We start from the raw sequence: 14,437 nt of genomic DNA on the forward strand, positions 1-14,437 counted from the left end.
CCCCGGACCCACGGGTTGATGTGCGTCGATGTAACGCAGTATTAAAACCGGCCGGTCGAGTTGTCAATGATTTCCGGAAACTTCCGGAAGTTGTGATCGGGCTTGATAACTGTTCAAAGTGCGTAATCGTCGTGCCTAGCGGAGTTGATTTGATCGAACTGACCCCATCTGAAACCCGAAACTTCCGGAAACCTGATCTCGGGTACGCCGCAAGGCCGCACCGCGTAGCGTCGGCAGGGTGACCGGTCTTCGGGCAGCGGGGTCGGCGTTACGTGCCGCCGCGAGCCTCCGCCGCCGGTCGCTGGTGCTGGTGCTGGTCGTGGTGACACTGGGGCTGCTGGGCACGGGCCTAGCTGTGGCTGCGTTACGCCGCGCCGACGAGAACAGGGCAGTGCAGGCGCTCGAGGAACAGACGCACGTCGTCGCGAAGACGGTGTCGGCGGAGATCCGCAGGTACGCCAGCACGCTCGACGACCTGGCCGCCGCGGCCGGTGCGCAGGCCCGGCTCGAGGCGTCGGAGTTCGCGGCGATCACGGCGGAGGTCGACCGGGAACGGTTCCCCGGGGCGACCGGTGTCTCGCTGATCATCCCGGCGACCACCGCGCAGATCCCGCAACTGCAGGCGTACTGGCGGGCGCGAGGTGCTTCCGGTCTCGTCCTGAACCCGGTCCCCGGTGCCGACTCGCACCTGTTCGTCGTTCTGCTCCGGTCGCTGGACGGTGCGACCGTGTCGATCGGCCGTGATCTCGCCCCGGCCGGCGCCGCCGTCGACGCGCTCAACCTGTCGAGACGCACCGGCAGGACCACGGTGAGCCGGGCCTATGTCTTTCTGCGCGACGAGGACCTGCCCCCGGAGCAGCGGCAGCTGTCGATCATCGCCGCCACCCCCGTCTACTCGTCCTCGTCGGCGGCTGCGGACCGTGACCTGTTCCGGGGCTGGATGGTGCTCGGGGTGCGCGGCGGGGACTTCCTGCGGGAGAGCATCGGGGTGGTCGCCAGGAACGCCGTCGCCGTCACGCTGCACGACACGTCCCGGGCCGGGGAGCAGACGGTCCTGGCGAGGTGGGAACCCCCGGACGCGGTCGTCGGTGACATCGGTCCGCGTACCGTGGCAATCGACGCCCCGCAGCGGGTCTGGCAGCTCAGTGTGTCCGCGACGAACCATCTGCTCCCGGGACCCCCGCTGCACCTGGAAGCCCTCACCTGGCTTGCCGGCGGCATCATCACCGTGCTGCTCGCCGTGCTGACCGCCGCCGTGACGTCGTCGCGCGACCGGGCGCTGCTGCGCGTCGACGAGGCGACAGCCGCCCTGCGCGACGACATCACCCGCCGTGAACAGGTCGAGGAGCAGTTACGCCGGCGGGAGGAGGAGCTCGTCGGCTTCGCCGGGGTGATCGCCCACGACCTGCGCGGCCCGCTCGCCCGGATCAGCGCCTACACCGATTTCCTGCGCGAGGAGGCCGCGCCGGGCCTGGACTCCGAGCACCGCGAGTTTCTCGAACGCGTGCGGGGCGGCACGACGCGGATGCAACTCCTGCTCGACGACCTGCTCGACTATGCGACCGCCGACAACGGGTCGCTGCGGATCTCCCGGGTCGACCTCGGCGCCGTCGTGGCCGACATCATCGCCGAGCGTACGGGCGCTCCCGCGGAACAGGTCCCGCACATCGCCGTCGGGCCGCTGCCCGTCGTCGACGGCGACCCGACTCTGCTGAGGCAGGTCCTCGACAACATGATCGGCAACGCGCTGAAGTACACCGGGCCCGGGCAGATCCCCCACCTCGAGATCACCGCCCAGGAGCGGGGGGAGAGCTGGCGGGTGGAGGTCTCCGACCGGGGCATCGGCATCCCCGCCGGGGAGCGCGACAAGATTTTCGCTGCCTTCACCCGGGCGGGGACCAGCCTGGGTTACGAGGGCACGGGTCTCGGCCTCGCGATCGTGCAGCGCATCGTCGAGCGCCACGGCGGGCACGTCGGGGTGGACGGCAACGACCACGGTGGCAGTGTTTTCTGGGTCACCCTGCCGGCGGTCGGCTCGGCCCCTGGTGCCCTCAGTCCGGCGGCCTTGGCCGTTTGAGGGCCGGGGCATCGCAAGAGGGCTACGTTCTGAGGGTGCCTGTCATGGGATCGGTCCGGCCTCCGCCGGGCATCGAGGAACTTCAGGCCTGGACCTTGCAGGACGCCGCGCAGTTACGGGTGATGCGCGGGTCGCTGTTCGCGACGGTGACCGGTCAGGACCTGGTGGCTCAGTTCACCCTCGGCGGGGTCGCGGACCGGATGGTGCTGGTCGCCACGGAACTGGCCACCAACGCGCTGGTGACCGGTCTCCCGCCCACCACGGTGCGGCTGTGCCGCTGCGGCGCCGATTTCGTCCTGGATGTGGTCGACGGGGACGTCCGGGCGCTGCCCGGGTCCGCCGCGGTGGAGGAATCCGGTAACACCCCGTTGTGGTTGCGGATGGCGCAGCGGTTCTCGTCGGAGGTCGGCTGGTACGCGACCGGCTCCGGCAGGCACGTCTGGGCGCGGTTCCACGACGACGAACATCAGGACGACCGTTGAGTCCTGCCGGTGCCGATCGCGCCGACGGCTTCCTGGACGCGCTCCTGGACAGCCTCGCCGTCGGCGTCATCGCGTGCGACGCCGAGGGCCGGATCGTGCTGATGAACCGGGCGTTACGGGAGGTGCACGAGATCCCCGAGGGCGCTCAGCCGGCCGACTACGTGCGGGGCCTCGCCGACGTGGTGCTCGACCTGCACGGGCGGCCACTCGTCCCGGCCGAGATGCCCCTGAACCGGGCCCGGTCGGGGGAGTACGTCGACGACACCGAGATCGTCATCGCCGTTCCCGGCCGGCGCAGGCGGACCTTCGCGGCCACGGCCCGTCCCATCACCGGCGCCGACGGCCACCAGCGGGGTGCAGTGGCGGTGACGCACGAGGTGACCGCGCTGCGCAGAGCCGAGCAGTTCCGCGAATGCCATCGCCGGGTGGGGCGGGCGCTCCGGACGGCCGACACGCTGCCGGCGGCCGCGCCGCCGGCGCTGGAAGCGGTCGGTACGACGCTGGGCTGGCCCGCCGCGGAGCTGTTCCTGGTCGACGCCACCACCGGTGAGCTGCGAGCGGTGGGGCACTGGAGCGAATGGCGCGACGAGCCGGTGGACTTCTTCGACCACGTGCCGGTCAAGGGCCTCGGCGTCACCGGCCGGGTGTGGCAGGAAGGATCGCCGGTGTGGATCCCGCAGCTGGCGGAGATCGCGGAGCACGGGACGACGTTCGAGCGGGCCCGGGCGACCGTCTGCGTGAGCCACGGGATCAACACCGTCCTGGCGGTCCCCGTGCAGGACGGCAACGAGGTGCTCGGGGTGCTGACCTGTTACGCCGGTGCGGCCGAGCAGGACGAGGACCTGCTGACGGTGCTGCTCGAAGGGATCGCCGCCCAGATCGGCGCCTTCGTCGCCCTGCGCCGGGCCGAGAGTCTCACCCGGGAGCTGGCCCGGATGCAGGACGACTTCGTCTCCCTGGTCGGCCACGAACTGCGCACCCCGCTGGCCTCCATCTCGGCCCACATCGGCATGCTCGGCGAGGACAGCGACCTGTACGACGCCGACAGCCGAACGATGATCGAGTCCATGACCCGCAACGTCACCGAGTTGCACGGCATCGTCGGTAGCCTGCTCGACCTCGCGGGCCTCGAATCGGGGCACCTGCCGCTGTCCGTGCACGACGTCGACCTCACCGCCCTGGTCACCGATTCCGCCGCGGCCGCCCGTGCCGAGGCGGTGCGGCGCGGTCTCGCGCTGGACGTCGGGGCGGCCGGGGAGATCGTGGTCGCCGGCGACCAGCGCCGGCTGCGCCAGGTCACCGACCATCTGCTCGCCAACGCCATCAAGTACAGCGAGCCCGGCGGCGTCGTCCGGGTGGTGCTGACCTGCGCCGGGGACGTGGTGGAACTGCGGGTCAGCGATGCCGGCATCGGCCTGCCCGACGGGGAGCACGAGCGGGTGTTCGACCGGTTCTTCCGGGGCAGCAACGTACGCCACCACGGCGTACCCGGCTCCGGGCTCGGGCTCAGCGTCGTGCGAACCATCGTGCGTCTCCACGGCGGCAGCATCGACCTGAGCCGTAACCGGCCCCGGGGTACCACGGTGGTGGTCCGGATCCCGCGCGGGTGACCTCGGCTCATGTCCAGACGTCGTCCAGTTCGCCCTTCCACCCGGCGAGTACCCGGTCCGGTTCTCCGTCCAGCACGGTGCGCAGCAGGCTCGCGTACACGTCCCGGAAGTCGGTGGTGTATTTGAGGTCGCCGTTGTCGAGGTCGGTCAGGCTCGGGGGCTCGCCGTAGAGGCCGCCCCTGATCCGATCGCCGATCAGGAAGACCGATGACGCCGTGCCGTGGTCCGTGCCGTCGGAGGCGTTGGCCGCCACCCGGCGCCCGAACTCGGAGTAGATCGCCACCACCACGTCCTTGCCCTTCTCCGACCTGGTCATCCGGTCCATGAACGCGGCGAGCGGTTTGTCGAGACGTTCGAGCTGTCCCTGCTGGGCGCCTTTCTCGTCGGCGTGCAGGTCGAACCCGCCGAGCGACACCGAGTAGACGCGGGTCACCGCGCCCGCCTCCACACATCGGGCGACCTGCTCGAGCTGCTGCTCCAGCGGCCCGGCGGCCCCGCCCGTCGCCGTGGCGCCGGGCTCCTCGGCGCTGTCGTCGGGTGTCTCGTCCGGCGCCGACTCGGCGACATCGTCCATCAGGTCCTGGACGCGGCTCAGGTCGGTGAAGCAGCCCGCTGCCCGCGCCAGTGCCGCGGTGTCCTGCGCCGACGCGGTGCCGAAGCCCTTCAGCAGCTGGGGGGTCACGGATTTCGGCAGCTTCAGGGCCCCGCCGGGCACGGTTGCCCCGGCGCTGGTCGCGCCGGCGAGCAGCGGCGGCAGGACCGGTTCGAACGAGATCGCCAGGCGCGGATCGCCGCCGGCCGTGTCGAGCCAGCGCCCGATCCAGCCGGTCGGCTGGGGCCGGACCGGGTCCGCGGTCTGCCAGATGTCCATCGATCGGAAGTGGCTGTGGTCGGGCGTGGGGTAGCCGACGCCGCGGACCACCGCCACCCTGTCCGCGCCGTAGAGCTTGTGCAGCCCGGCCAGGCCGGGGTTGAGCCCGAATCCGTCGTCGAGCTTCAGCACCTGGTCGGGCGGGTAGGCCAGGGTGGGGCGGGCCTTGGCGTACGCGTCGTCGCCGTACGGGATGACGGTGTTGAGGCCGTCGTTGCCGCCGTAGAGGGTGATCAGGACCAGGGTTCCGGCCCCTTCCGGGCGGTCGTCGCCGGAGCCGAGGATGTCGGCCAGGCCGTACGCGGTGCCACCGGCGACGAGGGCCGCGGCCCCGGTCACGCCGCTGGCGAGCAGGAACTTACGGCGGGTCAGCAGGTCCATGGTTGTTCCTCTCTCAGTGCACGGCATATTCGGGGGTGGCCAGCCCGAGCGTGAGCAGTTTCTTCGGATCCTGCGCCGCGGGGGCGAGCACGGCGGCGGTGCGGTCGGTCCATCGGTCGATCACGAGCAGCCGGGCCAGGGCGTCCAGACGATCCGGCCGGGCAGCCTCTTCCAGCGTCGCGACAGCGGCCGGGGCCAGCGTGACCAGGTTCGGTGCGCTGCGAAGCCGGACCTGGGCCGATGCGGTGGTCAGCCACGCGGTACCGGCGGGCCAGCCCCCGACGGACGGCGGCCGGAACGGCACCTGACCGAGCGCCCGCATCATGGCCGACAGCTGCTTGAGCTGCTTGTCGTCGAGCTTGCCGGCATCGATGCCGAGCTGGCGGACCGCGCCGACGACCCATTCGACGGGTTGCTTGACGAGCTGCCCGTTGGTCGCCGGGAACTCCGGGTCGAGAACCAGTGCGCGCAGCATCGCCGTAACATCGCGTCCCGGCCCGAACGCGGTGACCAGCCGCTCGGTCGCCGCCGCCGACGGCGCCGCACCGGAGCCGTAGCGCAACCAGAAACGTGCCGCGAGGAACGGGGCGTGCGCCCGGTGCCGGGCCAGCAGGTCGGCGTAACCGTCGATGTCGGTGACGCCGGTCGTGCCGAGCAGCGTCACCGGGCTCTGAGCGTGTCTTTTCGGTATCAGCTTCGAGGTGCCCGCGGCGCGGTCCACCGTCCAGCCTGTCAGCATCTGGGCGCCGGCTCTGACATCGTCCTCGGTGTAGTTCCCGACGCCGAGGGTGAACAGTTCCATCAGTTCGCGCGCGAGGTTCTCGTTGGGTGCCTTGGCGGTGTTCTGCTGCCCGTCGAGCCAGAGGATCAACGCCGGGTCGCGCAGCATGGCCCGGATGAAAGGCCCGGTGTCGCCGGTGCCGTAGCGCCGGAACGTCTGCTGCTGCCGGTACATCAGCGCCGCCGACTTGACCTTCTGGATGCTGGTCGCCCAGTGTCCGTGCCAGAAGAAGGTCAGTTTCTCGCCGGCGGTGCTGTCCGCCGCCATCTGCCGCAGCCACCAGCGATCGAGTTCGGCGTTCTGCCGGGCGCGCGCCTTGCGCCGGGCATCGCGGTCCGCGTCCTGAGCGGGCGGTGGGCCGGTGCTCAGGCCGGGGCCCGGTGGCGCGGTCCGGTGGGCGAGCGCGGTCGAGATCGTGGCGGCGGCGCCGGCTTCCTCGGCCTTGTCGACCTCGGTCGCGGTAGGCCCGAACGTGAGGCGGCGCAGCACGTGGGAGACGGTCTGGCGGTCGGTCATGCCCCGAACGTAGGGCGGCAATGTACGAGGACGGTAAGGGTGATGTCAGCATGCGGCCCGGGTTCGGGGACCATTTTCCGAATCCGGCGTGGCAAACGTGTCGTGGAGCACTCTTTTGGCGGCGTCCATCCGCATCCACAGACGGCTACGGCGCCGAAAGGTGAGTATGGCGTCAACTGTTGGTTCCGTTCTGCACGAGGTAGGCCGTGCCGCGTCCGTGCTCGATGTGCTCCGTGACGACCGGGGCACCGCCTTGTGGCCGTACCCGGCGATGAGGCAGTTGGCGGCGGCGGTCGACGGGGCCGACGAGCTGGCGGCTGTGGCAGCGGTGCACGGGATCGGTGCGGTCGATGACGACGAGGCGGACGCCGTGCTCTCGCGGCTCCTGTCACATCCGCGGACCTTTCTGCGCGAGCACGCGGCCTGGGTCCTGCGGTCCAGGCTGCCGCGGCTCGACGCGATCGACCGTCTCGCCGGCGTCACCGCCGGGGGTGGCTTCGCCGGCATGCTCGCCCAGCGGACCCTGGAGAGCTGGGGCGGCCCGGCGGGTGACCACATCGCCGCCGCACTCCTGCGGCTGCTGGCCGGGGCTCGCGACCCGCAGGCCCGCGCGCGCCTGGTCGAGACCCTCGGCCTGGTCTCCGGTGACAGGGCAGGGGAGAGCGTCCGCTGGATCGCGCTCGACCCGGACGAGAGCCCGGCGGCCCGGGCCAGGGCCGTTGCCGCGCTGGGTGACCGGTACGGCGACCCGGCCGCGATGACGGCGATCGGCTCCCTCCTGGCGGCGGACGGTGAGCCCGGGGCAGCGGCCCGGCTGGCCGCCGTCGACCTCGGCATGGTGGCCGGTGCCGCCCCGGACGGTGACGAACCGGGCTTTCGGGTCGCTCAGCTGTTCCTGCACGCGGACATCGACCGGGAGCTGAGCCGCGCCGGTGCGGGCGACAACGGCGGCGTCGCCACCCTGCTGGTCCGGCTCGGGGACGCGCTTGCCGCCCGGCCCGGCGTGGGGCGGGTGCTGACCATCTCGCGGGGCACCGCGGAGCATGCGCTGACCACCCTCGGCAGCGGTGAGAAACACGTGCTCGCGGCCGTGCCCATGCCGGGACCGGCGGTGAACGCGGTGAACGCCTGGCCGGCCCGGGTCGCCGTGCGGCGCGGCATCCGCCGCCTGCTGCGGGCCTACCGGGTGGACGCGATCCACCTGCGGATGGCGGAGGTGGGCAGCCTGGCGGCGGCCGAGGTGGCAGCGGAGCTGAACCTCCCCGTCGTGTTCACCCTGGCGCCCGACCCGCACACGACCATCGACGCTCTGGAACGCACGGGCGGCCTGCGCCGCGACAATTTCGGCGTGATCGACGAACGCGAGCACTACTGGTTCCGGGCGCGGCTGGTGCAACGGCTCGCGACCGCGGCTGATCACGTCGTCCTCTTCCCCCGCCCAGAGGTGGCCAGGGACATCAAGGCGCTCACCGGCATCGACGTCGACGGCGAGGCAGGCCGGTTCAGCGTCGTCGCGGAGGGCATCGACCTGCAGGTCAGCCTCGCGGCGTCCGCCGGCTCGCCCGATCCGGGTGAGCTCGAGGCTCTCGTGGCGGCACTGCCGCAGCACCGGCACGGCCTGCCGCTGGCCGTGAGCGTCGGCCGGCTGCACCGCGTCAAAGGTATGGCCACCCTGGTACAGGCCTGGGCCCGGGAGCCGGCGCTGCGCGAGCGGTGCAACCTGCTGATCGTCGGCGGGGACCTGACGGATCCGTCGCCGGACGAGCGCGAGCAGCTCGAGCTCATCGCCGGGGTTCTGCGGGAGCACCCGGAGGCCGCCGACGGGCTGATCATGCCCGGTCACCGCCCCCACGGCGTGGTGGCCCGCTGGCTCGCCGCCGCCTGTGCCGGCCGTGGATCGCTGATCGGTTCCGGCAGCGTCTACGTGTGTGGCAGCCTGAAGGAGGAGTTCGGTCTCGCCCTGCTGGAAGCGCTCGCGGCCGGTCTGGTCGTGGTCGGCCCGGACGCCGGTGGACCGGCAACCTACATCGAGCACGGTGTCACCGGCGTGCTCGTCCGGGCCGGCGACCCGGCCGAGCTGGCTACCGCCTTCAGCGCCGCCCTGGAACTGGCAACCCTGCCCGCGGGTCCCCGAATCGAGCGGGCGCGCGAGCGGATCAGCGACGGATTGACCGTAGAGTCCATGGCAGCTGCCCTGACCGGCATCTATGCCTCGGTGACCGCTCAGGAGCCCCACTCATGACCTTGCTGGTGATCAGCCCGGACTACGCCTCGCACCTGCTGCCGCTGGCGGCCCTGGCCACCGCGTGGCAGCGGGCCGGTGAACGGGTCGTGGTGGCGACCGGTCCGGCAACCGCGGCGCTGGCCGGTTCGTTCGGTTTCGAGCACACCGAGCTCTCGCTCGGCCGTGGCTCCAACCCGGGCGTGATCCGGGCCGAGCAGCAGCCGGCGGGTGAGGACGACGCGCTGCGCGGGTTCTTCGCGGCGACCTACCGCGGGATGGTCGAGACGTTGCGCTTCCAGGCCGAGGCACGCCGTAACGACCTGCTCTGGGAGCCGGTCGACCGGGCGCACGCGGTGCTGAAGGTGATCGAGCAGGTCCGGCCGGACCGGATCGTCGTCGATCATCTCGCCTTCAGCGCCCGGCTCGCCCTCGAGTCGGCTGCCATCCCGTACGTCGACGTCGTGCTCGGTCATCCGTCGGCGCTGCCCGTCGGCGCCGAGGTCTACGGCTATCCGACGGCCTGGCCGGCCGCCTTCCACCCCGCTGAGGCCGAGCTCGCCGAGCTGCACCGGGTGTGCCGCACCGTGCGTGACGAGTTCACCGGTGAGTGGAACGCCGCACTGCACACCCTCGCGCCCGGTGCCACACCCGTGGTGGACGCGTTCACCGGACATGGCGACCTGGTGCTCTACAACTACCCGGCGGCGCTGCACGACTCGGCCCGTAGACAGCTGCCGGTGCCGCACGCCTTTCTCGGATCCGCGAGCCGCACGGAAACGCCCGCGGCGGACGTGCGTTCCTGGATGGACGCCGGCGACCGGCCGTACGTCTATGTCAGTTTCGGCAGTTTCCTGTCGGCCCGGGCAGACGTGCTGAGCACTGTCATCACCGCGCTGGGCCGCACCGGCCTCCGGGTGGCCCTGGCGACCGGGTCGGCCCAGGGCCTGCCGCCCACCCCGGCCGACTGGCTCGTGGCCACCTACCTGCCGCAGACCGCGCTGCTGGACGGGGCGGCGCTGGCCGTCACCCATGCGGGCAACAACAGCGTCACCGAGGCCCTCACCGCGGGAGTGCCCATGCTCGCGCTCCCGTTCTCCACCGATCAGTTCGCGGGCGCGGCAGCGATCGAGACCGCCGGGGTCGGCGTCGCCCTGGACCCGAACGCCGCGACGGCGCACGACATCGCCGCCGCGGTGGAGCAGGCACTCGGCTGTGCACCGGCAGCCCGCGCGATCGGCGGGCAGCTGCGGGATGACCCCGGGCCCGGCCTGGCGTACACACTGGCTCATGACCACCCGCCGCGGTGAGGAACCACGGAGGATTCAGGTGCGGAAGGGAGGTCGATGAACTCCGACGACGAACTCGCCGGGCAACTGCGGGGCGGAGACGAGAAGGCACTGCGTGCGGCGTACGACCTGTACGGCGCCGCCGTGCTCTATCTGGCTCAGCGTCTGCTGGGCAACCGGGCCGACGCCGAGGACGTCACGCAGCTGACGTTCGTCGCGGCCTGGACCGGGCGGGACACGTTCGACCCCGCGCGTGGCAGCCTGCTCGGCTGGTTGCTCGGGATCGCCCGGCGCAAGGCCGTCGACCGGCTGCGCTCGGCCGCACGCAGTGACCGGATCGCGGAGACGATACTCGCCCAGCTGCCCCTGGCGGAGCCGCCCGAGACGCCCGACCGTATCGTCGACCGGCTGATCGTGGCGGACGAACTGGGCCGGCTGCCGGAGGACCAGCGCCGCACCCTGGAACTGGCGTTCTTCGACGATCTGACCCACCCCCAGATAGCCGCTGTCACGGGGTTGCCCCTCGGGACGGTGAAGAGCCATATCCGGCGCGGAATGGCCAACCTGCGACGACGGTGGGAGGTGGACGGTGGAACATCTGGATCCCGATCGGCTGGTCCTACTCGCGCTCTCTGAGGACCGGGGCGAGCCGGGCGAATCGATGCATCTCGCCGTGTGCGCCGGCTGCCGCAGCGACCTCGAGAGCCTGCACCATGTCGCCACTCTCGCCGCCGAGGGCAAGTCGCTGGGCGAGCAGCCCGCCCCGCCGGACCGGGTGTGGCAGGCGATCGAGGCCCAGATCGCGCAGCCGGACCGGCCGGTACGGATACCCGATCAGCCCGGCGGCAACCTCGGATACCAGCGGGCGGTCCGACGCCGGCCGCGCCGGCTGCTCGCGCCGGTGCTCGCGGCTGCCGCGGCGGCAGTGCTGGCGGTGGCGGGCACGCTGACGGTGACACGGACGGCGGATCGGCAACCGGCCGAGCACGTCGCCGCCCATGCCACGCTGAGCCCGCTGCCGGAGGTGCCACCCGCCGCGCACGGCACCGCTACCGTGCTGGCCGACGGCACGATCGAGATCGACACCCGCGATCTGCCGCTGACCACCGGCTTCCACGAGGTGTGGCTGATCGACCCGGCCGACACCACCAGGATGGTGGCGCTCGGCAACCTCTCCCAGGACCAGGACGCGCTCCTGCCGGTGCCGCCCGGTGTGGATCTGAACCGCTACCGGCTGGTCGACGTCTCCGACGAACCGCACGACGGCGACGCGGCCCACTCCGGGCACAGCCTGCTGCGCGGAACTCTGACGTCCTGAGTGCATCCGCACGGCCGGTCCCCGGCGAAGTACGGGGTGGTGGGGCTCCCTCCACCCCGTACCGAGAGGAACGTCCTATGAGGTTCACCCGCGCGGCCGCTGTTGTGGCCGCCGCCGTTGTCGCTGTGCCCCTGGTCGCGGGCCCGGCCGCCGCGACCGGCAAGTCCAAGCCGCTCGGCACCAGGTCACTGGCCGCGGTGCTGACCGCCGACAAGAGCGGATTCGACCGCAACGGCCGGGACTACGACATCCTGACAGCGGCGGTGCTCGCCGTGCTCAAGGCCAAACCGGGTAGTCCCGTCGGCGTCCTGACCGACGGCACGACCGCGCTGACAGCCTTCCTTCCCAGCGACACGGCGTTCGAGAAGCTCGTCGCCGACATCCAGCACAGCAAGCGCCTGCCGAGCGAGAAGGCGGCGTTCACCGCGGTGGCCGGACTCGGCATCGACACCGTCGAGTCGGTGCTGCTCTACCACGTCGTCCCGGGCGCCACCATCACCCGCACGGCAGCGCTCAAGTCCGACGGCGCCCGCCTGACGACCGCCGCCGGTTCCACCGTCAAGGTGGACGTCTACGGATATTGCTGGAAGAGCGTCAAACTGATCGACGCCGACCGCAGCGATCGTGATCCCCGCATCAACAAGTTCGACCTCAACAAGGGCAACCGGCAGATCGCGCACGGCATCGACGGGGTGCTGCGCCCGATCGACCTGCCCTGATGTAGCGGGCACCGGTGCGATGTGGTGGCCGGGACCACCGCCACATCGCACCGGCCGGGATCGATGGTGACGGCGGCGGGAATGACCTGTACTCTTCGCCGGGCTCCCGGACCGGAAGGTTTCTCACGTCGTGCGCGCGTTGTTCGTGATCGCTGTCGCTGTGCTGGCAGGTTTTGTCCTCAGTCCTCTGATGCGAGCCGACGCGGGCTGTACACCCGCACCCGCGGCGTCCGCCCCGTCGTCCGCTCTGGACGGATGGAGCAAGGAGCAGATCGCCAACGCGCGGCTCATCGTCACCATCGGTGATGAGCGTGGCATCCCCGTCGAGGGGCAGGTCATCGCGGTCGCCACCGCTCTGCAGGAGTCGAGCCTGCGCAATCTGCGCGGCGGTGACCGGGACTCCGTGGGGCTGTTCCAGCAGCGGACCAGCCAGGGCTGGGGGACACCCCGGCAGCTCGCCGACCCGGCGTACCAGACCCGGAAGTTCTACACCAAACTGCTCACTGTCGACGGATGGCAGGACATGCGGCTCACCGACGCCGCTCAGGCGGTGCAGATCTCAGGGCGCCCCGAGGCGTACGCGAAGCATGCCCCCGCTGCCACCCGCCTGGTCGGCGCGCTGAGCGCCCGGGCCTCCTGCGCGCACTGATTACTTGATCTCGTTGTTCCACATGCGCAGGACCGCGCACCTGCCGTCGTCGTCGAGGGTGACGACCCACAGGTTGTCGAAGTTGCCGAGCTCGCGATAGGCGCCGACGCCCTTGACGGCGAACGTGTCGCCGTTGATGGTGAGCAGTTCCCAGTCGAAGGTCCAGCCGCCCTGCTGCCAGTCCTCGCGGGCCTGCCAGCCGCGGACGATCGCTTCCAGACCGATCCAGGCTGTCTCGTACGGCCACTCGTGCGACTCGCCGTCCTCGGCGAAGATGGCGGCGATGTCCTCCGGGTCGGTGCTCTTCCAGGCCTTGACGTATCCGGCGACCCAGTTCGCTGCCTGCTTCTCGGTGATCTTCATGCGATGAGCCTCGCGCTGATGCGGTGAACGGAGAAGGTTGCCTCTTCCTGGGTGTGGGACACCCAGGAAGAGGTCGGCCGAGGGGTTATGCGACGGGCACGACCGGGTTGACGAACCGGCTCGCGTCGCCGCCCAGGAGGTGCTCGTGCAGCATGGTGTTGATGCCGTGCGGGACGCCCGCCTCGACCGCGCTGACCTCGTCGAGCCGGGTGTACTGCCCGTCGGTGAGGGTCACCTCGAGCGCGCCGAGGTATTCGTCGAGCTGATGGAGCGTCCGCGGGCCGACGACCGGCACGATGGTCGCGGCTGACCGGGTGCCGCGTTCGCGCAGCCAGGCCATGGACACCTGGGCCGCGCTAGCGCCGGTCTCCTGCGCGATCGCCAGGACCGCGTCGATGACGGCCGTCCGCTGGTCCGTGGACTCCGGCGTCACGAAGCGGCTGGGGTCGGTCGCCCGGCCCTCGCCGCCGGTGCGGTATTTGCCCGTCAGCAGGCCCCCGGCGAGCGGGGACCACAGGTTCACACCAAGCCCGAGCGCCTCGGCCATCGGCAGCAGCTCGCGGTCGGCGGAGCGTTCGATCAGGCTGTATTCCGTCTGGATGCCGACGATCGGTGCCCAGCCACGCAGGTCCGCCAGCATCGTCGCCGCGGACACCTGCCACGCGGGGAAGTTCGACAGCGCGACGTGGTGGATCTTTCCGGAGCGCACCAGGTCGTCCATGCCGCGGACGATCTCGTCGATCGGCGTTACGCCGTCGGCGAAGTGGACGAACAGCAGATCCAGGTGTTCGGTACGCAGCCGCTTCAGGCTCGCCTCGACCGACGCGACGAGGTTCTTGCGCCCACCGCCGGTCAGGGAGACGTGCGGTTGCGCACCATCGCTCGCGGCGTACTTGGTGGAGACGACGAAGTGATCGCGATCCGTGCTGATCAGGTCGCCGAGGATCGATTCTGACTCGCCCGCCTGGTACATGCCCGCGGTGTCCAGCAGTGTGCCGCCGGCCTCGGCGAACCGGTCGAAGATCTTGCGGGCGTCGTCGGGGCCCGTGCCGCTGGCCCAGGCCGTTCCGAAGTTCCCGGTGCCCAGTGCGTATTCGGAGACCCGCAGGCCTGTCCGTCGTCCGAAGGTGGTGTAGCGCACGACCCGCTCCTAAAAGTAA

Annotated in this window: 13 protein-coding genes; 9 read left to right on the forward strand and 4 right to left on the reverse strand. The window is 71.2% G+C overall.

Annotation, left to right across the window (positions count from 1 at the left end; genetic code table 11):
- The first annotated feature begins 238 nt into the window (after positions 1-238).
- From Ahu01nite_RS30715 to Ahu01nite_RS30725, 3 genes are read left to right on the forward strand one after another with little or no spacing between them, the layout of a single operon-like run.
- A complete protein-coding gene (locus Ahu01nite_RS30715) occupies positions 239-2,077 on the forward strand; it encodes a sensor histidine kinase (RefSeq protein WP_203840154.1) in 1,839 nt (612 codons plus the stop codon).
- Between the two features lie 44 nt (positions 2,078-2,121).
- Positions 2,122-2,559: an ATP-binding protein gene (locus tag Ahu01nite_RS30720; protein WP_203840155.1), complete on the forward strand. Its 438-nt coding sequence runs from the start codon at positions 2,122-2,124 to the stop codon at positions 2,557-2,559.
- On the forward strand, positions 2,556-4,169 hold the full coding sequence (locus tag Ahu01nite_RS30725; RefSeq protein WP_239159268.1) for a sensor histidine kinase: 1,614 nt from the start codon (positions 2,556-2,558) through the stop codon (positions 4,167-4,169). Before Ahu01nite_RS30720 ends, Ahu01nite_RS30725 begins: the two co-directional genes overlap by 4 nt.
- Before the next feature lie 7 nt (positions 4,170-4,176).
- On the opposite strand, the gene Ahu01nite_RS30730 is transcribed toward Ahu01nite_RS30725, so the two are convergent.
- Both Ahu01nite_RS30730 and Ahu01nite_RS30735 read right to left on the reverse strand, forming a co-directional pair.
- Positions 4,177-5,421, reverse strand: coding sequence for a DUF1501 domain-containing protein (locus Ahu01nite_RS30730; protein WP_203840156.1), 1,245 nt, complete (start codon positions 5,419-5,421; stop codon positions 4,177-4,179).
- Positions 5,422-5,434: 13 nt separating this feature from the next.
- Complete coding sequence (locus tag Ahu01nite_RS30735) at positions 5,435-6,718, reverse strand: DUF1800 domain-containing protein (RefSeq protein ID WP_203840157.1); 1,284 nt, start codon at positions 6,716-6,718, stop codon at positions 5,435-5,437.
- 166 nt (positions 6,719-6,884) lie between these two features.
- Between Ahu01nite_RS30735 and Ahu01nite_RS30740 the strand changes: the two genes are divergently transcribed.
- The 6 genes from Ahu01nite_RS30740 to Ahu01nite_RS30765 all read left to right on the forward strand — a co-directional run bounded on the left by Ahu01nite_RS30740 (position 6,885) and on the right by Ahu01nite_RS30765 (position 12,914).
- Positions 6,885-8,960 carry a glycosyltransferase gene (locus Ahu01nite_RS30740; protein WP_203840158.1) on the forward strand — a complete coding sequence of 692 codons (2,076 nt, stop codon included), beginning with the start codon at positions 6,885-6,887 and terminating at the stop codon, positions 8,958-8,960.
- On the forward strand, positions 8,957-10,249 hold the full coding sequence (locus Ahu01nite_RS30745) for a glycosyltransferase (protein ID WP_203840159.1): 1,293 nt from the start codon (positions 8,957-8,959) through the stop codon (positions 10,247-10,249). The genes Ahu01nite_RS30740 and Ahu01nite_RS30745 overlap by 4 nt, the downstream gene beginning before the upstream one ends.
- Positions 10,250-10,285: 36 nt before the next feature.
- On the forward strand, positions 10,286-10,864 hold the full coding sequence (locus tag Ahu01nite_RS30750; protein ID WP_203840160.1) for an RNA polymerase sigma factor: 579 nt from the start codon (positions 10,286-10,288) through the stop codon (positions 10,862-10,864).
- Positions 10,818-11,546 carry an anti-sigma factor gene (locus Ahu01nite_RS30755; protein WP_239159269.1) on the forward strand — a complete coding sequence of 243 codons (729 nt, stop codon included), beginning with the start codon at positions 10,818-10,820 and terminating at the stop codon, positions 11,544-11,546. The genes Ahu01nite_RS30750 and Ahu01nite_RS30755 overlap by 47 nt, the downstream gene beginning before the upstream one ends.
- 77 nt (positions 11,547-11,623) lie before the next feature.
- Positions 11,624-12,265 (forward strand): fasciclin domain-containing protein, encoded by a 642-nt coding sequence (locus Ahu01nite_RS30760; protein WP_203840161.1) that lies wholly within the window; start codon positions 11,624-11,626, stop codon positions 12,263-12,265.
- 130 nt (positions 12,266-12,395) lie between these two features.
- On the forward strand, positions 12,396-12,914 hold the full coding sequence (locus Ahu01nite_RS30765; RefSeq protein ID WP_203840162.1) for a peptidase M23: 519 nt from the start codon (positions 12,396-12,398) through the stop codon (positions 12,912-12,914).
- Here Ahu01nite_RS30765 and Ahu01nite_RS30770 read toward each other — a convergent pair whose 3' ends face one another.
- Complete coding sequence (locus Ahu01nite_RS30770; RefSeq protein ID WP_203840163.1) at positions 12,915-13,277, reverse strand: nuclear transport factor 2 family protein; 363 nt, start codon at positions 13,275-13,277, stop codon at positions 12,915-12,917.
- A gap of 85 nt (positions 13,278-13,362) precedes the next feature.
- Complete coding sequence (locus Ahu01nite_RS30775; RefSeq protein WP_203840164.1) at positions 13,363-14,418, reverse strand: aldo/keto reductase; 1,056 nt, start codon at positions 14,416-14,418, stop codon at positions 13,363-13,365.
- Positions 14,419-14,437: the final 19 nt, after the last annotated feature.

The organism is Winogradskya humida (assembly GCF_016862215.1).
Classification (GTDB): domain Bacteria; phylum Actinomycetota; class Actinomycetes; order Mycobacteriales; family Micromonosporaceae; genus Actinoplanes; species Actinoplanes humidus.

Coding starts and splice junctions, on each gene's coding strand:
- Ahu01nite_RS30720 (WP_203840155.1), top strand. CDS start 2,122: ATGGGATCGGTCCGGCCTCCGCCGGGCATCGAGGAACTTCAGGCCTGG.
- Ahu01nite_RS30730 (WP_203840156.1), bottom strand. CDS start 5,421: ATGGACCTGCTGACCCGCCGTAAGTTCCTGCTCGCCAGCGGCGTGACC.
- Ahu01nite_RS30735 (WP_203840157.1), bottom strand. CDS start 6,718: ATGACCGACCGCCAGACCGTCTCCCACGTGCTGCGCCGCCTCACGTTC.
- Ahu01nite_RS30740 (WP_203840158.1), top strand. CDS start 6,885: ATGGCGTCAACTGTTGGTTCCGTTCTGCACGAGGTAGGCCGTGCCGCG.
- Ahu01nite_RS30745 (WP_203840159.1), top strand. CDS start 8,957: ATGACCTTGCTGGTGATCAGCCCGGACTACGCCTCGCACCTGCTGCCG.
- Ahu01nite_RS30750 (WP_203840160.1), top strand. CDS start 10,286: ATGAACTCCGACGACGAACTCGCCGGGCAACTGCGGGGCGGAGACGAG.
- Ahu01nite_RS30760 (WP_203840161.1), top strand. CDS start 11,624: ATGAGGTTCACCCGCGCGGCCGCTGTTGTGGCCGCCGCCGTTGTCGCT.
- Ahu01nite_RS30770 (WP_203840163.1), bottom strand. CDS start 13,277: ATGAAGATCACCGAGAAGCAGGCAGCGAACTGGGTCGCCGGATACGTC.